At 67.5% G+C, this 17,917-nt stretch carries 17 protein-coding genes; 9 read left to right on the forward strand and 8 right to left on the reverse strand.

The window, feature by feature from the left end:
* Positions 1-71 precede the first annotated feature (71 nt).
* Positions 72-1,664, forward strand: a complete 1,593-nt coding sequence (locus tag AB0N24_RS01240; protein ID WP_364119319.1) for an ABC-F family ATP-binding cassette domain-containing protein — start codon at positions 72-74, stop codon at positions 1,662-1,664.
* A 180-nt stretch (positions 1,665-1,844) separates the two neighbouring features.
* A complete protein-coding gene (locus tag AB0N24_RS01245) occupies positions 1,845-2,684 on the forward strand; it encodes a S1 family peptidase (protein WP_364119322.1) in 840 nt (279 codons plus the stop codon).
* On the opposite strand, the gene AB0N24_RS01250 is transcribed toward AB0N24_RS01245, so the two are convergent.
* Positions 2,659-3,015 carry a hypothetical protein gene (locus AB0N24_RS01250; protein WP_364119325.1) on the reverse strand — a complete coding sequence of 119 codons (357 nt, stop codon included), beginning with the start codon at positions 3,013-3,015 and terminating at the stop codon, positions 2,659-2,661. The genes AB0N24_RS01245 and AB0N24_RS01250 overlap by 26 nt on opposite strands.
* 156 nt (positions 3,016-3,171) lie before the next feature.
* Here AB0N24_RS01250 and AB0N24_RS01255 point away from each other — a divergent pair, with 156 nt between their 5' ends.
* The gene (locus tag AB0N24_RS01255; protein WP_364119328.1) at positions 3,172-5,832 is read left to right on the forward strand and encodes a PEP/pyruvate-binding domain-containing protein; all 2,661 of its coding nucleotides are present in this window, start codon (positions 3,172-3,174) and stop codon (positions 5,830-5,832) included.
* Here the strand turns inward: AB0N24_RS01255 and AB0N24_RS01260 are convergent.
* Genes AB0N24_RS01260 through AB0N24_RS01270 form a run of 3 tightly spaced genes read right to left on the reverse strand, consistent with a single transcriptional unit; the run spans position 5,829 to position 7,834 of the window.
* Positions 5,829-6,299: a hypothetical protein gene (locus tag AB0N24_RS01260; protein WP_364119331.1), complete on the reverse strand. Its 471-nt coding sequence runs from the start codon at positions 6,297-6,299 to the stop codon at positions 5,829-5,831. The genes AB0N24_RS01255 and AB0N24_RS01260 overlap by 4 nt on opposite strands.
* 11 nt (positions 6,300-6,310) lie before the next feature.
* Positions 6,311-7,306 carry a magnesium/cobalt transporter CorA gene (gene corA, locus AB0N24_RS01265; protein ID WP_364119334.1) on the reverse strand — a complete coding sequence of 332 codons (996 nt, stop codon included), beginning with the start codon at positions 7,304-7,306 and terminating at the stop codon, positions 6,311-6,313.
* A 15-nt stretch (positions 7,307-7,321) separates the two neighbouring features.
* Entirely contained in the window at positions 7,322-7,834 is a 513-nt protein-coding gene (locus AB0N24_RS01270) for an Lrp/AsnC family transcriptional regulator (protein ID WP_364119724.1), read from the reverse strand.
* A gap of 157 nt (positions 7,835-7,991) precedes the next feature.
* Between AB0N24_RS01270 and AB0N24_RS01275 the strand changes: the two genes are divergently transcribed.
* The 3 genes from AB0N24_RS01275 (at position 7,992) to AB0N24_RS01285 (ending at position 10,449) form a co-directional block, all read left to right on the forward strand.
* Positions 7,992-9,233: an MFS transporter gene (locus AB0N24_RS01275; protein ID WP_364119337.1), complete on the forward strand. Its 1,242-nt coding sequence runs from the start codon at positions 7,992-7,994 to the stop codon at positions 9,231-9,233.
* A 161-nt stretch (positions 9,234-9,394) separates the two neighbouring features.
* Complete coding sequence (locus tag AB0N24_RS01280) at positions 9,395-10,213, forward strand: helix-turn-helix domain-containing protein (protein WP_364119340.1); 819 nt, start codon at positions 9,395-9,397, stop codon at positions 10,211-10,213.
* On the forward strand, positions 10,210-10,449 hold the full coding sequence (locus AB0N24_RS01285; protein ID WP_364119343.1) for a 2-nitropropane dioxygenase: 240 nt from the start codon (positions 10,210-10,212) through the stop codon (positions 10,447-10,449). Before AB0N24_RS01280 ends, AB0N24_RS01285 begins: the two co-directional genes overlap by 4 nt.
* Positions 10,450-10,472: 23 nt before the next feature.
* On the opposite strand, the gene AB0N24_RS01290 is transcribed toward AB0N24_RS01285, so the two are convergent.
* Positions 10,473-10,976 carry an Lrp/AsnC family transcriptional regulator gene (locus AB0N24_RS01290; RefSeq protein WP_104172127.1) on the reverse strand — a complete coding sequence of 168 codons (504 nt, stop codon included), beginning with the start codon at positions 10,974-10,976 and terminating at the stop codon, positions 10,473-10,475.
* A 132-nt stretch (positions 10,977-11,108) separates the two neighbouring features.
* On the opposite strand from AB0N24_RS01290, the gene AB0N24_RS01295 reads away from it, so the two are divergent.
* Entirely contained in the window at positions 11,109-12,272 is a 1,164-nt protein-coding gene (locus AB0N24_RS01295; protein ID WP_364119346.1) for a PLP-dependent aspartate aminotransferase family protein, read from the forward strand.
* Between the two features lie 9 nt (positions 12,273-12,281).
* Here AB0N24_RS01295 and AB0N24_RS01300 read toward each other — a convergent pair whose 3' ends face one another.
* A complete protein-coding gene (locus AB0N24_RS01300) occupies positions 12,282-13,547 on the reverse strand; it encodes an MFS transporter (protein WP_364119349.1) in 1,266 nt (421 codons plus the stop codon).
* A gap of 91 nt (positions 13,548-13,638) precedes the next feature.
* On the opposite strand from AB0N24_RS01300, the gene AB0N24_RS01305 reads away from it, so the two are divergent.
* Complete coding sequence (locus tag AB0N24_RS01305) at positions 13,639-14,622, forward strand: LysR family transcriptional regulator (protein WP_364119352.1); 984 nt, start codon at positions 13,639-13,641, stop codon at positions 14,620-14,622.
* 14 nt (positions 14,623-14,636) lie between these two features.
* Here the strand turns inward: AB0N24_RS01305 and AB0N24_RS01310 are convergent, their stop codons facing one another.
* Complete coding sequence (locus AB0N24_RS01310; RefSeq protein WP_364119355.1) at positions 14,637-15,686, reverse strand: nitronate monooxygenase; 1,050 nt, start codon at positions 15,684-15,686, stop codon at positions 14,637-14,639.
* A gap of 111 nt (positions 15,687-15,797) precedes the next feature.
* Here AB0N24_RS01310 and AB0N24_RS01315 point away from each other — a divergent pair, with 111 nt between their 5' ends.
* Positions 15,798-16,697: a BadF/BadG/BcrA/BcrD ATPase family protein gene (locus tag AB0N24_RS01315; RefSeq protein WP_364119729.1), complete on the forward strand. Its 900-nt coding sequence runs from the start codon at positions 15,798-15,800 to the stop codon at positions 16,695-16,697.
* 4 nt (positions 16,698-16,701) lie between these two features.
* Here AB0N24_RS01315 and AB0N24_RS01320 read toward each other — a convergent pair whose 3' ends face one another.
* On the reverse strand, positions 16,702-17,751 hold the full coding sequence (locus tag AB0N24_RS01320; RefSeq protein WP_364119358.1) for a pirin family protein: 1,050 nt from the start codon (positions 17,749-17,751) through the stop codon (positions 16,702-16,704).
* Positions 17,752-17,917 lie beyond the last annotated feature (166 nt).

Here is a 17,917-nt window from a genome sequence, read left to right on the forward strand (position 1 = left end):
TGGGTGAGGGAGCTTTCTGTTTGCCGGGCCGGCCCTGCCCGCCCACGCACCACCCCCTCGAGAGGACAGCAATGAGCCTTATCCGGCTGCACGACGTCAGCGTGCGATTCGACAATACCCAGATCCTGCGCGAGGCGTACTTCCGCCTGGAACCGGGCGACAGGGTGGGGCTCATCGGCAAGAACGGGTCCGGCAAGACCACCATGCTCCAGCTGATCCTTGACCGGATCACGCCCGAATCCGGAACCGTCACTGTCGAACAGGGAACCACAGTGGGTTACTTTTCGCAGTTCTCCGAACTGAACGGGGAGTCAACCATTACCGACGTCCTGGACGGGCTGTTCGTGGAGATCAAGGCCATCGAATCCGAACTGGCCTCCATCGATGCGGCCATCGCAGGGGATCCCGCCACGGCAGAACTCGACCGGCTGATCTCCCGCCAAGCCGAACTGTTCGAGGATATGGACCGCCTGGACGGCTGGGACTACCCGCGGCGCATAGACAAGGTCCTGACGACCCTGGGGTTCAGCGACGCCCACCGGCTCTGCGCCATCGACGAGCTGTCCGGCGGCTGGCGCAACCGTGCCGCCCTGGCGAAGATCCTCCTGGAGGATCCCGATGTCCTGCTGTTGGACGAGCCCACCAACTTCCTGGACGTGGCCGGCGTCGAATGGCTCGAGGGCTGGTTCCGGGATTTCAAGGGCGCGGCGATCATCGTCTCGCACGACCGGAAGTTCCTCGACGCCGTGGTCACCCGGATTATCGAAGTGGAAAACTTCCACCTGCACGAGTACCCGGGCAACTTCGGCGAATACATCATGCAAAAACAATTCCGCCTCAAGACCCTTGAGCAGCAGTTTGTGCACGAATCAGAGCTGTTGGCGTTCGAGGCCGAGGGCATCGCCGACCGCCGCGAGGCCGCCAAAGCCGCCAGCCGCGGGCTGGGCAACCAGCTGGCGAAAATCAAGAAGTCCCGCACGCGCCGTCCCGTGGACCAGATCGTCACCGAGATCTACGGCGGCCTGCATGTCAAGGACGTCCTCTGCCGCGTGGAGGGGCTGGGCAAGTCCTACGGCGACAAGGCACTCTTCTCCGGCCTGGGCTTCGAGATCAGGCGCGGCAACCGGATCGTGGTCCTGGGCTCCAACGGCAGCGGCAAGTCAACCCTCCTGAAGGTGCTGACCGGCGAGGAACAGGCGGACACCGGCGTCGTCTCCTGGGCCAAGGGCCCCGGCTTCGTGTCCTACAACCGGATGCTCGAGGAACTCGACGACGCCGACACCGTGTCGCATGCCGTCAACGCGCTCCCGGACAGCCTGGCCTTCAGCGCCACCAAGAAATCAGTCAACCGGTTCCTGGCGATGTTCCAGTTCTCCGAGGCGGACCTCAAACAGAAAATCGGAAACCTCTCCGGCGGGCAAAAGGCGCGCGTCGCCATGGCCCAGTGCCTGCTGTCCGGCGCCTCAGTCCTGCTGCTGGATGAGCCCACCAACCACCTGGACCTGTCCAGCACCCAGGTCATGGAGCGGGCGCTCCTGCATTTCCCCGGAGCCGTGGTGGTGGTCAGCCACGACCGGTTCTTCAGCGAGAAGATCGCCAACCGATACCTCGTTTTCGGTGCTGACACGGCGCTGCCCGGCGAGGTCGAGGTGCGCGCCGCGTAGGCGTCCCTGCCTGGCGCCCGCGCCCGGGTCCTCTTACCCTTGACGCCCGCCTGAACGGAGGGGCAGAGTTATGGTGCTGCGACTGGGGGCAGATGTGTGATCTCCGGGAACCTGAGGTTCGAGATGGTTCCTTCACCACATCCGCGATATATCTCCAGGCAATGATGAGGAGCAAACCTCATGCGCAACGGCAACCTCACGCAGATTCCACCCCGCATTAATGACACGATCCCGGCACACCCCGGACACCGGCGCCGGCGCTTCGTGACGCAGCTGCTGTCGGCGATCATCACCGCAGCACTCACGGCCGCAACTGCCACGCCCGCGTTTGCAGTGTTCAATGGCAGCAGGGCGGATTCGGACGACTACGCGTGGGCGGTCCGGGTGCAGCTGGCTTATCCGGAAGGCATTGCATCCTGCACCGGGTCCCTGATCAAGGAGGACACCGTCGTCACGGCGGCACACTGCATCCGCAACAACGGCCGCAGCCCCTCCGCAATCGATGTGACGTTCCACTATGGCCAAAAAGGCGACCAGTACACGGTGGGGGTGGCAACGGCCGTGCCCAGCCCGCACTACGACCCGGCACTGATCAAGGACGACATGGCGCTGCTCTTCCTGCAGTCGGCCGTTTCCGAGCCGACCATCGAATTGGCGTCCACACCGGCGCCGGTCGGGGCCGGTGTGACGGTGGCGGGATACGGATGCACGGGGGATCCATTCAACGCTGCGGAACCCTGCAACGCTGCGCGCCGACTTATCGAAACCGAACTCACCACGGTTCCCGCCGGGGCATGCCCGGACATCTCGGGACCCTGGCAGTTCTGTACATATTCGCCCTACACCTCAGCGAACCGCGGCGACAGCGGCGGACCGGTCATCTGGTCCGATCACGGAGAACAGAAGCTGGTGGGGGTTACGAATGCCCTCGAACTGCCGCCGGCCCCCGCCTACCTGAACCTGTCGGCCTCGGTGCCCTACGAACTGGACTGGATCAAGGCTGCCGCCGGTTTGCGCTGACGGTTTTGAGTACCCCCCGGATGGCCATCCCCACCGCACACACCACCGGGACCAGTCCCGCAAGGACCATAAGCGTGTTGGCCCGGAACACCACCCGGCCCGGCCCGTTGCTGGTGTAAACGCCCAGCGGGAGCACGAAGCCCCCGCCGCCGCCGCCCTCCGCGGCCCCGGCTGTGCCGTTGGACCCGGCGTCACCGCCGCCGCCGAAACCGAAGGAAACCAGCGCCACGGGAACCAGTTCCTCGCCGCCGATCTGTACGGGAGCCCCGTAAGCCCTCGATACACCCACGTTCTTGAACGTCTCCACGAGGGAGGAAAAAGCGTCAGCCATGGGACCCACACTAGGGACTGGGGCCGGGCAGGGGAAGACCCCGGACCAGGACCAACATCGGCATTGCCTGCCATGGCCTGATGGCACCGCTCGTGCCAAGATGTTGTGAATCCGGGGCAACAGGGTAGCCCCGGCCGGACAGGAGGCCGCTCGCTCATGGGCTATGTCAATGATTTCAGCGCGGTTGGCCGCGACGACGTCGCGGTGGTGGGCGGCAAGGGTGCCGGGCTGGGCGAGCTGGTGCGCGCCGGCCTGCCGGTGCCCCGCGGATTCCTGCTGAACACAGCGGCCTACGAGCTGTATGTCCGGGACAATGGGCTGACCGAGCGCATTCAGGCGGAAGCCGCCTTGCCTCCTTCCGCCACCACCCGGGACTATGAGGAGGCCTCCGGGCGCATCCGCGGGCTCTTTACCGGCGGAGTAATGCCCGCGGTGTTGGCGGCCGAGCTCCGCGACGCCTACCACCAGCTGGAGGCCGGCGAGGGCGGCGAAGCCGCTGTGGCCGTCCGGTCCTCCGCCACCGCCGAGGACCTCGCCTCGGCCAGTTTCGCGGGCCAGCAGGATACGTACCTCAACGTGCGCGGCAGTGATGCCCTCACAGTGGCGGTCATCAGCTGCTGGGCGTCCCTCTGGACCGCCCGGGCGATGGCCTACCGCGCCCGGGAGGGCATCCGGCCGGAGGACGTCCGGCTGGCGGTGGTGGTCCAGCAAATGGTGGCTGCAGACGCGGCGGGAGTCCTGTTCACTGCCAACCCTGCCACCGGACGCCGCGACCAGATCGTGATCGGCGCTGCATGGGGCCTGGGCGAATCCGTGGTCAGCGGCGCCGTGTCCACCGATGACGTCGTCATAGACGCCCCGACAGGCCGCGTGGTGTCCCGGCGGACGGCCGATAAGGAAACCATGACGGTCTATGCGGACCGGGGTACGCGCGAGGAACCGGTGCCTGCGTCCCGCCGTCTTCAGCCCGTGCTGGACGACGCCGGCGCGTCCGTACTGGCCGGCTACGGAACACGGATCGCACAGCACCTCGGTTCCCCGCAGGACATTGAGTGGGCACGGTCGGACGGCGAATTCTTCATCCTCCAGTCGCGGCCCATCACGGCGCTGCCCGAGCCCGCGGGTGAAACGCCGACCGACTGGAGCGTGCCCTACCCGAAGGGGCTCTACTTCCGGGCGAGCATCGTGGAACAGCTTCCCGATCCGCTTTCGCCGTTGTTCGCGGACCTGATTGACGGCTCAGTGTCGCGGTCGCTGAATGCCCTGCTGGACGAAGCGTTTGGCAAGAGCAGCCTCCGGGACGGCGATCTGGGCCTGCCCGCCATCAACGGCTACGCCTATTACTACTACCGCACGTCCGGATTGTGGCGGATGATGGGGAAGCTGCCGGCCGCCGTCCGCGCCCTGATCCGGGGGGAAGCCCACATGGGAATCCCGGGCTGGCGGGACTATTCCCATCCGCGCTACGTGCACGTGGTGGAATACTGGTCGGCGAAGCCCGTCACGGAGCTCACCGGGCAGGAGCTGCTGGAGGGCGTGTCAGCGCTGCTTGATGCCGGGACGGTGTACTACACGGCCGTCCAGTCCATCATTCCGATCGCCTCGTCCAGCGAACTCGCCCTCCAGAAGTTCTACGACAGGTTCGTCCGGGGGGACGACGATCCGCCGGCCCAGACGTTCCTGCTGGGCTACGAGAGCGAACCCATCCGGGCTGAAGCGGCCCTCTACGACCTCGCCGAGTGGTCCCGCGGAGTCCCGGGGCTCGCAGTCGCGATTCTGGGAATGCCGACGACATCCCTCGCCACGGCACAACTGTCAGGGGCGCCTCCTGCCGGGATGGATGCAGGTCTCTGGCAGCAGTGGGAACACCGGTTCCAGCTCCACCTGGACCGCTTCGGCCACACGGTCTATAACCTGGATTTCATCAATCCTGTGCCGGCCGATGACCCCTCCCCGCTGCTGGATACGCTGAAGTTCTACCTCCGCGGCCAGGGCAACGATCCGCACCGGAGACGGGAGCTCGCGGCCGCCCGCCGTGAGGACAGCACGAATCGGATACTGGCCCGGCTGCACCCCGCGCGCCGGGCCGCCTTCGCGCGGCTGCTCCGGTGGGCGCAGGGGTCGGCACCGATCCGAGAAGATGCGCTCGCCGACGTCGGACTCGGCTGGCCGCTGATGCGGCGGATGCTGCGTGAACTGGGACGGCGGCTGGTCGCTGCCGGACTCATCGCGGAACCCGATGACGTGTTCTGGCTCCGATACCAGGAAGTCAGCAGCGCCGTCGGATTCGGTCTTGCCGGCCCCAGCGGCCCGGCGGCCATTACCGGCGCCGAGCAGCCGGTGCTGGCGGATGCGGTCGGGGAACGCCGGATGCGCTGGCGGGGCCAGCGCCGGGCCGCAGCCCCGCAGATGCTGCCCGAAATCCGGTGGCTGCAGCGGTCCTTGGCCGGGATGATGCCGGAGGGGTCCCAGGACCAGCAGGGGAACACGATCAAGGGTGTGGGTGCCAGCCAAGGCCGGGTCAGCGCTCCGGCCCGGGTGCTGGCCGGCCCCGAAGACTTCGCCCGGATGCAGCCGGGGGAGGTGCTGGTGGCCCGCATCACCACTCCGGCGTGGACCCCGCTGTTCGCCATGGCCTCGGCCGTGGTCACGGATGTGGGCGGCCCGCTGAGCCACAGCTCCATCGTGGCCAGGGAGTACGGCATCCCCGCGGTGCTCGGCACCGGGGTGGCGACCCGCCGGATCACGAGCGGCCAGCAGATAGAGGTCGACGGCGACGCCGGCACCGTGACATTGGTGCAGCCCGGGACGGCCTAGCTTCCGGACGAATGCCCGGTTTGGAGTTCCTCGTCCGATTCCACGCGGAGAAGCAGGGACAACGGGCTGTCAGCGCTGAACTCCGGGAGCGCCGCGCCGATCAGGAACAGGGTGACGTCCGCAGCAAACAACAGGTCCACAATGTCCAGGAACTTCTGCCACTCCTGCGCACCGCCAACGGGATCGGCCGGTGCCGGGATGCCGTCAACTACCCACTCCCCGTACCGTGGGGCCAGGGCCGCCACGTCCCGGGCAGCCGCCCCGGTGAGCTCGCGGAAGCCGATCCACAGGAGGCTCCCTTCGGCGCTTTTCACGTCGAGGGTCCTGCCAGCCACCTCCACGACGCGGCGCTGGCCCGGTGCCGGGACGAACAGCCCGACCGTGCCCAGCTGCCGGGCGGTGCCGGGGATGATGATCCGCCCCGGCCGGAAGGCGGACTGCGGGCTGCCGGCCAATGGATCGGTCATGCCGGCGGCTCCTAGAGCCAGCCCTTCCGTTTGAAAATGGTGTACATCAGCGCAGCGGTCCCGGCCATCATGGCGATCGCAAGGGGATAGCCGAGCGTCCAGTGGAGTTCGGGCATATGGTCGAAATTCATGCCGTAGACGCCCGCCACGAAGGACGGGGCGAAGAAGATTGCCGCCCACGACGAGATCTTCTTGACCTGCTCGTTCTGCTCGGCGCTCGCCTCGTTCTGCCGGTTGGCGGTCAGCGTGCCGTCCAGGGTGAGCGCATTCTGCAGGATGTCGCGGAAGGAGTCCGCCCGGGAGACCAGCCGCTCCACGTGGTCCTCCACGTCTCGGAGGTGGTGCTGCAGGTCGGTGTCCACCTCGTACTTGTCGAACCCGCGTTTGAGCAGCTGCATCATCGCAGGCAGCGGGTGGATGGCCCGCTGGAACTGGATCACTTCCCGGGCCAGTTCATAGATCCGCCGGGAAACAGCGGAATCGCCGCTGAACAGCTGGTCCTCGATTTCATCGATGTCATTTTCCAGGCCCGCCACAACGGGCACGTAGTCGTCCACCACCTGGTCCATCAGGGCGTAGAGCACCGCTTCCGGCCCGTGCTTCAGGAGTTCCGGGCGCTCCTCCAAGCGTTGCCGTACGCGGGCCACGCCGGCGGTCTCAGCGTGCCGGACGGTGACCACGAAGTTCTTGCCGGTAAAAATGTGGAGTTCGCCGAACTCGACCGTTTCCGTGGCGTCGAGGTACCTGGCAGGGCGGAGAACCGTGAAGAGGACGTCGTCATAGCGTTCCAGCTTGGGGCGCTGGTGAGCCGAGATGGCATCCTCCACCGCGAGCCCGTGCAGACCGAACTCCTTGGCCACGGCGGACATTTCAGCCTCCGTGGGCCGGTAGAGCCCGATCCATGCCATGCCGCCGTGGTCCGCCAGCGTCTCGAAGGTCTGCTCAAGATTGTGCGGCTCGGCGGTGCGGCGGCCGTTCACGTACACGGCGTTGTCGATGATGGTCACGCGCCATTATCCCAGTCACTTGGCGCGCATGGCGGGCGCGGCGCTCTGGGCGAGCCTGCTGATGAGCGGCTCCGTGCGGTAGGGGATGTGCGTGTGCAGCGCGAGGACAGTCTCCGTCCGGATCACGCCCTTGATCCTGAGGATCGAGCGCAGCGCCGTCTGCAGGTTATGGGTATCCGTAGCCACCACCCGGCACCAGACGTCGCCCCGCCCCGAAATCTCGTGGACTTCCAGGACCTGCGGAATCAGGCGCAAGGCGCCCACCACGCCGTCGAGTTCCCGATGGCTGACTTCGATCGTCACGAAGGCGACGACGTCGTACCCCACCGCCTCGAGGTCGATCTCCCGTCCGCCGTCGTGCAGCAGGCCGGAGCGCAGCATCCGGCGGATCCGGGACTGGGCCGTATTGCGGGCGATGCCCAGCGAATCGCTGAGCTCGCCGATCTGGACCCGCGGATCGCGGATCAGTTCCAGCAGGATCTTCAGGTCCGTACTGTCCAGGCTGTTCAAATCATCACTCCGGTTCATCATCGGCAGGCATCATTGACTGTTTTGATCAATCTTGGCATGAATTTTGGTATTCAAGATCAGAGTTGCCCCATTCTTTAGGTATCAATGTTTCGCCCGGACCGCGTCTGTTCCCACAAGGAACGGTCAGGCCGGCACTGCACGCAAAGGCACGCACATGACTGTCTTCAGCGAACTCCGCATGCGTCCGGCCACCGCCGGAGGCTGGGCATGGGACGCTTCCACCACGGCACGGCTCGTCATGGCGGGCGTTGTGATCTTCACGCTGCTCGTCGGCGCGAACCTCGCAACCCCGCTGTACCCGCTGCTTCAGGCGAACCTTGGCATCGGATCATTCGGCATCACGGTGGCGTTCTCGGTGTATGTGCTGGCCCTCGTGTCCACGCTGATGCTTGCCGGGCATTGGTCCGATCACATCGGCCGCCGGGCGGCACTGCTCCTGGCCGTGGTCGTGGGACTGGCGGGCGGCATGGTGTTCGCCAATGCCCACAGCCTCGCGATGCTTTCCGCCGGGCGCGCCCTCCAGGGCATCGCCGTGGCGCTGGCCACCGGCGCCAGTTCCGCCGCCCTGCGCGAGCTGCTGCCCACCCGTCCCGACTGGGCCTCACGATTCACCCTGCTGGCATCCGCCGGGGGAGTGGCCGCCGGGCCGGCCATTGGCGGAATCCTGTCCCTCCTGCCGGGCCCAACCTCCACGCCGTACTACCTTCACTCGCTGGTCCTCATCGCCATGCTCGTCCCGCTCTACCTGCTTAAGGCGCGGCCGGCCATCACGTCCGTCGCGGGCCCGCAGCCGCTCAAAGTGCTGGCACCGCGCCGTCCGTCCGTTTCGAGCGAGGCCCGCGGCGCCTTCTGGCTGGCCTCGGCCGTCGGGTTCCTCAGTTTCACCGTTTTCGGCTTCTGCCTCTCGCTCGCTCCGGGCTACTTTGCCCAGGTCGTCGACGCCGATTCCCGCCCGCTCATCGGCGTCCTCGCCGGATTGACGCTCGGCGCTTCAGCTCTCAGCCAACTGCTGGCAGTCCGCGGGAAGTTCGTGGTGCCCGCGGGCCTGGCCGTACTTGGCGTGTCGGTGCTCCTGATTGCAGCGGCCGCGGCATGGAGCAGCCCCTGGCTGCTCATCGCGGCAAGCCTGGCTGCTGGCGTGGGCCAGGGCGTGTCCTTCCGGACCGTGTTCAACGACGTGGCAGGAAAAGTGGAGGCCTCGAGGCACGCACAAATTATCAGCACCGTCTATGTGATCACCTACCTCGGCAGTGCCCTCCCCGTAATCGGGCTGGGCATGGCAACAGCAGCATACGGCCTGCAGGCGGCGGTAGCGGGCTTTGTGGTGCTGTGCGCACTCCTGGCCTTCGCCCTGGCCGCCGTGACGCTGGCTGCCGCCGTCCGCCGGCCGGCCTGAGCGGAGTAGTCCGTACCAAAGCCGGGACCGGGGACCGCACTTAGCGCGCTCCCGGAGCCCTCCGGGGCTTCGACAGTCGCCGGCGTGCAAAGAAACTGTTGCAAACAAAGTGTTGCAAAGAAATGCTTGCAAAGGTTTCTTTGCAAGAGTATTTTTGAGGCATGAACAGTTCACCGGAAATGGCGTCCCCCACAGCCCACGCCGCCGAAGCAGCCCACTCTGGGGAAGTTGCCGGTGCCGGGGAAACAGGCCTCGCCGCGGCAGCCGGTTCGGCTGACGCCGGCCCCCCGGCGGGGGAGGATCAGCCATTCCCTGTCCGCCGGGTGGACACCGTGTCACTCAAGGCGCTCGCGCACCCGTTGCGCGTTCAGATCCTCGAGATGCTCTCGCGCTACGGGGCGCAGACGGCCTGCAGCCTGGGCGAACTGCTCAACGAATCCAGCGGTTCCACGAGCTACCACCTTCGCCAGCTGGCCAAGCACGACTTCGTCAGGGAAGTGGAAGGCAAGGGCACAGCGCGGGAGCGCTGGTGGGAACGCCCCCGCGGCGCCATCCAGATCACGTCCCCGGAGCTGGCAACGTCGCCGGCAACGGAGGAAGCCTCCCGGCTGGTCACCCGCGAGTTTGAACACAGCAGGCAGGCCGTGCTGGCGGACTTCATGGCGCACGGCAGCGAAAGCCTTGACGCCGAATGGCTCCATGCGGCCCTCATCAGCACCGCGAATGCACGCCTGACTGCGGACCAGCTGGCGAGGTACACACACGCCTTGGAGGCCTACGGCCACCGCCTGCTGGAGGACATCAGGAGCGAAGGCGAGCAGGAAGGCGCCCGCCCGGTGCAGATCCACCTGAACGCCTTCCCCATCCTTGGTGTTCCCGCATCGGCGGGCGGCCGGGGCCGCACATCGCGGACGATCCAACCGCGGAACGCACAACCAGAGAACGCACAACCAGGAAGTCCTGAAAGGAAAGTGCCATGAGCACAGTCTCCGCCGCCGGTTCGGCGGCCTGCAGCCCTTACCGCCGCCCGACCGTCGTCGAGTCGGCCGCGGCCGGACTGGGCTCCGCCCTGGTCCGTTGGGCCGAACACCGGCGTGTCATTCTCTCCGACTGGGCCCAACGTGAACGCGCCGCAACGCTCCGCCGCGAGCAGCTGGACGTGCTGCGGACCGACATTATGGGCGCCGCGCATTCAGGGCTCTATATCTGGCACTAGTGGGCCGGTGGCACCCAGGAAACTTAGTCGGGCAGCGGCCCGTGGTTGCCCTGGATGTGGTCGAACACCAGCGTGGTCTCGGTGTGGCCCACCACGGGATCAGTTGCCAGGTTGTCCAGGACCCAGTCGCGCAGGTCCTCGGTGGTCGCCACGGCGATGTGCAGCAGGTAATCCACCGAGCCGGATGTGTGGAACGTGGAAAGCACGGCCGGAAGCCTGGGCACGCGGGACGTAAACCGGTCGATCTGTTCGCGGTCGTGGGCGCGGAGCCTGACCGCGATGAGTGCCTGGACCGAACGGCCGATGGCGGACAGGCTCAGTTTCGCCTCGAACCCCTGTATGATCCCGCGTTCCGACAGTGCCCGGGTACGCATCAGTGCGGTGGACGGGGCTATGCCCACGAGCTCGGCCAACTGCTTGTTCGAAATCCGGGCGTCTTCCACCAGGGCGGCCAGCAGCCGCTCATCAATGGCGTCCAGCGGTTCGGTTCCCGCTCCGAGCCGAATATTCTTCGCACCGCTGCTCACAGGGCCTCCTCAAAGTGTTATGAGTTCATCATAAACTCCACTTTCCGACAGTTCCATTCGTATGCCCTGTGAAACTCCGAATTATTGCCAGATACTTGCCGGATTCAATGGCGAATAATTCAAAGGAGTCCCGTGCTATCTCTCGATTCACTGGCTGTCCACGCAGGCCGCAGCGGCCTCACCGAGCAGGGTGTCCATGCCGTGCCGATTGACCTGTCCACCACGGCACCGCTTCCGTCAGTGCACCACGGCGGCCAGGCCTACGAACAAATGGCCACCGGCGGGGTGCATCTGGAAGGCCAGAGCACCGTCTACCAGCGCCTGTGGAACCCCACAGTTGCCCGCTTCGAACAAGGTGTGGCCGTCCTGGAGGGCGCGCCCGAGGCCGTCGCGTTCGCCACCGGCATGGCAGCCCTTTCGGCGGTCCTGCTCGCAACGGTGGCGGCCGGCAAGAAGCATGTGGTGGCGGTCCGTCCGCTGTATGGCGGGAGCGACCACGTCCTCGCCTCGGGCGTCCTGGGCACCGAGGTGACCTTTGCGACGCCGGACGGCGTACGCGCCGCGCTGCGTCCGGATACCGGGCTGGTGGTTGTGGAGACACCCGCCAACCCCAGCCTGGAGCTCGTGGACATCGCCCGGCTGGCCGCCGACGCCGACGGCGTCCCGCTCCTGGTCGACAACACGTTCGCCAGCCCCGTGCTCCAGCAGCCGCTCAGCCATGGCGCCACGCTGGTGCTGCACAGTGCCACCAAGTTCCTCGGCGGCCACGGGGACGCAATGGGCGGGGTGGTGGCCACGTCACCGGAGTGGGCCACCAGGCTCCGCCAGGTCCGTGCCGTGACCGGCGGCATCCTGACACCGTGGCCGGCCTACCTGCTCCACCGCGGCCTGGCCACGCTCCCGGTGCGCGTCCGGGCGCAGCAGGCAACCGCGCACAAGGTCGCTGCCGCGCTCGCCGGCCACGGGCTGGTGAAGGCTGTCCACTACCCGGGGCTCCCGGAGTGCGATCCGCTGGGGCTCGTGGGCACCCAGATGTCCGGCCCGGGTTCGCTGATGGCCTTTGAACTCTCCAGTGCGGAGCACGCCGAGAGGATTCCGGCCGAGGTCAGGATGATCACGCACGCCGTTTCCCTCGGCGGCATCGACACCCTCATCCAGCACCCGGCGGGGCTGACCCACCGGCCCGTCGCCGCCGAGGCAAAGCCCCATGCCCGGCTGCTGAGGCTGTCTGTCGGATTGGAAGACGCCGCAGACATCGTGGCGGACCTGGTGCAGGCGATCGAGCGAACCCGCTAACTGGACCGCTCAGGCTGGCTGCTTTAGGCCGGCACGTTTCGTATGCCCGTCACCCGACGCGGGATGTACGACGGCGGTGATTACCGCCGTCGTACATCCCAGCCCGATCACCGCCAGGGCAAGCGCCGTCCAGCCGAACGACTGGAAGACCAGGCCGCCCGCCCACCCGATGACGCTGGAGCCGAGGTAGTAGGCGAGGTTGTACAGGGAGGCGGCCTGCGCCCTGCCCGTGGTGGCGATTCCTCCGGTCCAGCCGGCCCCGATGCTGTGCGCTGCGAAGAACCCCCCGGTGAAGATCAGCAGCCCTGCCAGGATCAGCACCAGCAACTGCGTCAGTGTCAGCGCGAGGCCCAGGACCATCAGCAGAATGCCGGCCAGCAGGATGGTCCGCCGCCCGAACTTCAGCGTGAGTCCGCCTGCCAGCCGGGAGGTCACGGTCCCGGACAGGTAGGCCAAGAAGATGAGGCTGATCAGGGTGGCAGGCAGCCCGAACGGGTCCCCGGAGAGGCGGAAGCCGAGGTAGTTGTAGACGGCCACGAAGCCGCCCATCAGCAGGAACGCCTGTACATAGAGGGCCAGCAGGCGGGGATTGCTGAGATGGCCCGCGAGAGTCCTGGCCCCGCCGCGGAAGCCGCTGGCCCGTGCGGGGGTGAAGCCGCGGGCCTTGGGTACCAGGAGCAGGAAAAGGACGGCGGCAGCGGCGGCCAGCAGCGAAACGGCCAATGTTGCTGCCCGCCATCCCCACAGTTCCCCCACAGGACCGGCAACAAGCCGCCCCGCGAGCCCGCCCAGGGTGGTGCCCGCGACGTAGGTCCCTGCGGCCAGCGCGGCGTGCGCCTTGTGGACCTCCTCGTTCAGGTAGGCAATGGCGATCGCCGGAATCCCGCCCAGCGCCATGCCCTCGAGCAGTCTGACGCCCAGGAGGATGGGAAAAGTGGCGGCCAGCGGCGCCAGAAGGCCCAGGGCGGTCGCAGCCAGGATGCCCAGGGTCATGGCCCTGACCCGGCCGATCCTGTCTGCGAGGAAGGACCACGGGATGACTGTGACGGCGAGTCCCACAGTCGCGAGGGAGATGGTGAGGGCAGCTTCGGCCGCCGTGATCTGAAGGTCGGTTGCCATGATGGGCAGCACGGCCTGGGTGGAGTAGAGCTGCGCGAACGTTGCCACGCCGGCGAACGCCAGCCCCGCGAGAAGCCTTCCGTACGCCGCCGAGCCCTTCGGGTGGCCGTCCCACGGCTCTGGTTTCGGCGGGTTGTGCGTTGACAGCAGGGGCATAAAGCCAGCGTAGATGCTCGAAAGGCATGCTTCCAATGCATGATTTACATAGAATAGATGTCTGTATCGGATCAATCTCGCGGGAGGTGCGATGGACATCGATCACAAACAGCTGGTGCAGCTGCTGCCTTTGCTTCCCGTCCTGTCCGAGCTCGGGCGGACACAGCACGTCACGGAAACAGCGGAATTGCTGGGCATACCCCAGTCCACGGTCAGCCGGGCGCTTGCCCGCGCCAGCGCCGTCGTGGGCACTGACCTGCTGATCCGGGACGGCAGGGGAGTCCGGCTGACTCCGGCGGCCAAGGCGCTGCTGCCGTACATCGACTCGGCGCTCAACGAGTTCCGGACGGGGCTGGATCTGGTGCGGCACGAATCCGAGGTGGTGCGCGGCAGGATCGCCGTGGCGTTCCAGCACACCTTTGGGGAGGCGACGCTGCCCCTGCTGATCAGCGTCTTCCGCAGTCGCCATCCGCAGACCGCTTTCGACCTCAGCCAGGGTGCCCGGGACGCGTGCCTGGCCGAACTCGCGGCGGGAACCGCTGACCTGGCCCTGACCGCGCCCGTCGCGCCGGCGGGCCGGAGCATCGGCTCAGCCGCCCTGTACCGGGAACCCCTGCGGCTGGTGGTGCACCACGAACATCGCCTTGCCGGCCGGAAGAGCGCGCGGATGGCGGACATCAGGCAGGATCCATTTGTGGCGATGGGACCCGGATACGGCCTGCGCTCGCTGACGGACGCGCTGTTCCGCGAGGCTGGCCTCCGCCCGCGGATCGCCTTCGAAAGCCAGGATTCCCACACCGTCCGCGGCCTCGTTTCCGCCGGGCTCGGCGTCAGCATCCTTCCGCCCGGCGGACTGGCTCCCGGCCGGGCGGTGACACCGGACACCGGCCACCTGGGCTGGGTGGAGGTGCCGCTGGAATCGGACCTGGCATTCCGTGAAATCGGCCTCGCATGGCGGGAGCGCCGCGGCGGCCCCGAGGGCGAGCCGCACCAGGTCAGGCTGTTCCGCGAGCTGGTGGTGACCGAGGGGCCGGCGCTGCTGGCCGGACTGGTCCGGTCACGTTCGGAAGGCTGACGCCGCCCTGCGGATCAGGAAAGTTCGGACCCGGCCAGCAGCCCGGCCATGATGGCCGAGACCGGTCCCGCCGCCGCCTGCCGCCACCCGGTTCCCGCCCAGAGATTCAACCGCTCCGCATCGCCGGCCGCCGCGGCCGCTGCGCGTATCGGGGCGGTGAGGTGATGGATTGCCGGATACCCCTCCGGTGCATCCTCATGGTCCCTGGCGAAGGAATTGACCAGGGCCCGCGCCTGCCGGCCGGTGAAGGCACGCGTCAGGCGTGTCTCCGTGAAAACGGGGCTGGCAAGGGCGTCCTTGTGCAGTTGCCTCGCGCCGCTTTCATCGCTGCGGACAAACGCCGTGCCCAGCTGGGCTGCCGCTGCGCCGGCGGCCAGCACGGCGTCGATGCCCGCGGAATCCATGATCCCGCCGGCCGCAACCAGGGGAACGCCGACGGCGGTCCGCACCTCCGCGACCAGGTCCGCCGTCGTGCGGTGGGCGGGGGAGGCGGCTGCGCTGCCGGCCGCCAGGAAAGCACCGCTGTGTCCGCCTGCGCTCCCGTGCTGGACGGCCACGACGTCAACTCCCCGCTCGACGGCCAGCAGGGCTTCGGCCTTGCTGGTGACTGTGGCAATGACCATGGAGCCGGCCCGCTTGAACGCACGCACTTCGTCCTGCTTCGGCAGCCCGAAAGTGAAGCTGACAAATTCCACCGGGTCCGCCAGCAGGGAATCGACCTTGCCCTGCCACTCGTCATCGTCGTCGAGCCGCAGTTCGGGGAGCGACACCCCGTAGCGCCGGGCGTCCGGCTCAAGGCTCCGCCGGTAGTCCTCCAGGGCTGCCCTGACGGGGGCCGGCGGGTTCAGCTGGGCCCGGTCGGGCACGAAGAGGTTCATGCCGAATCGGGCGCCGGCGGAGCGGACCTCGTGTATCTCGGCCTCCATGGCCGCCACGCCCTTATAGCCCGCGGCAAGGAAACCCACGCCGCCGGCGTGGTGCACTGCCTGCACGAACCGGGATGTTGATGTGCCCCCGGCCATGGGAGCCGCGATGATTCTTGTACCGAATATGGCGCCTGTCATTCCATGCTCCCTGTAGCGACTCAGTAGTCTGTTCACGTGACTAATTCTGACAACCCGCCGGCAACGGATTCTGTTCCTTCCACCGTCGGGGCCCACGCCGCGCCGCCCGTTATGCAGGCAGGTGTGCCGGCCGGCGCCGTGATCGGCCTGGACATCGGAGGTACCAAGACACGCGGTGTCCGCTTCGAAAACGGGCAGCCCGTCGCCGATGAGAGCGTCGGCAGTTCAAACGTGCAAAACGTCAGCCGCGAGGAGGCAGCCCGGCACCTGTCCGAGCTCTTTGCCCGGATCGGCGGAGGCACGGTTGCCCGCGTCTACGCCGGAGCCGGCGGAATCGACACGGACGAGGACGCAGCGGCGCTCGCGGCGCTGATCGCTCCCCATGTGCCCGCAGCGAAAATCACGGTGGTCCACGACTCGCGGCTCTTGCTGGCGGCCGGCGGGGCGAGCACGGGCGTGGCCGTTATCGCCGGCACTGGCTCCGCGGCCTGGGGCAAGAACGAGCACGGCGAGGAGGCGCGCGCGGGCGGCTGGGGATACCTGCTCGGGGACGAGGGCAGCGGCTATTGGCTGGGCCGCGAAGCTGTCCGCCACAGCCTGCGCCGGATGAACCAGGGGTTGGAGCCGGACGAACTCACCACTGCGCTGCTTCAGTCCTGCCACGTCGAGGACCCCAACAAGCTCATTGCCCTGTTCCACTCGCCGGAGACCGGGCGCCGCTTCTGGGCGCAGCAGGCCCGGTTTGTGGTCGAGGCCGCGGACGCGGGTCACGAAGCCAGCCGGGCGCTGGTTGAGCAGGCGGGCCGGGACCTGGCGGGCCTGACCGCGCAGGCATTGACGAAGCTGGGGATCAAGGGGCCGGTGATCCTCGGTGGCGGCCTCGGCATGAACGTGCCACGCCTGCAGGAATCCTTCAGGCGCAGCCTTGCCGCCGAAGGCGTGACGGATGTCCGTGTGCTGGAGCAGGACCCCGTCTTCGGCGTCCTGCAGCTGGTGGCCGAGCAGGGCTAAACCGTCAGGAACGCGTGCGCGGGCGGAGCCGGACGCCGGGAAGCGCCGGAGCAGGGATGCGCCCGGCCTCGGCTCCCGCGTCCGGGCCGTGGCCCCGGACCAGGCCAAAGCGCGATGCCTCGGCGTCCGGATCCGGAAGGCCGGCCTGGGCTTCCCAGTCCTGGCGGGCCTCTGCCACCTCATCGTGGGTCCGGCCCACGAAATTCCACCACATCAGGAGCTCTTCCTGGAACGGTTCCCCGCCGAGCAGGATGAAGCGCGTGTCAGGAAGCGCGTCCAGTTCGAGCAGTTGGCGGCCCGTACCGAGGTAGCCCAGCGGACCCGGCGGAACGTCCTGGCCGTCGATGGCAATCCCGCCGTCGAGCACCAGCACCGCATGCTCAAACTCCGGGTCAAGAGGCAGCGCGACGGGGCCGCTGCAGCTGATGTCTGCTCCGACAATCGGCGAGTACATGGTGGCCGGTGAAGTCGTTCCGGCGAAGCTTCCCACCATCACAGTGGCGGTGAAGCCGGCTCCGGCAACTTCCGGCAGGTCGCGGTGCTGCTCGAATGCCGGGGCCCGGTGGCGTTCTCCGTCCGGCAGTGCGACCCACAGCTGAAGGCCGCGCTGCAGCGGAAGCTCCGGTCCGGCGTCGTGCTGATCTTGCTGTTGGTGCTGTTGGTGCGGCAACACGGCGAACTCGGAGTGGGAGACGCCGCGGCCAGCAGTCATGATGTTGAGCTCGCCCGGGCGCACGATCACGTCGCTGCCCACGCTGTCGCGGTGCCTGATGTTGCCGGCGAGCGGCCAGGTCACTGTCTGCAGTCCGGTGTGCGGATGCGGCAGCACGGACATGGCCACCCGGTCCGGACCGAAGCTGTCCAAGAAGCACCAGGCGCCGACGGTGGGGAGGCCACGTTGCGGAAGCGTCCGCAGGACGTTCATGGCCCGGACTCCTCCTAGCGGGACCTCCCGTGCCGGCCACAACTGCAGGCACGGGCCGTTTCCGGCGTACCCTCCGGGTTGTCCGGGCGGGCACAGTTCTTCCCTGGGGCTCACTTCAAGGTTCGTCACAGACCAACTCTAGGCCGAACGCCCGGATACCGGCAGTGGCCCCGCCCATGACCCCTAGCCAAGCCGGGGCCGGACGGCTTACCCTTGAAAAGCCGCCGGCCCCTAGGACCGGTGAAGCGGACGGTCCCACGTCGAAGTCGTGGCCGTGAACCAGGGGAGGTGGAGA

The sequence above is a fragment of the Arthrobacter sp. NPDC093128 genome, assembly GCF_040683875.1.
Lineage (GTDB): Bacteria > Actinomycetota > Actinomycetes > Actinomycetales > Micrococcaceae > Arthrobacter.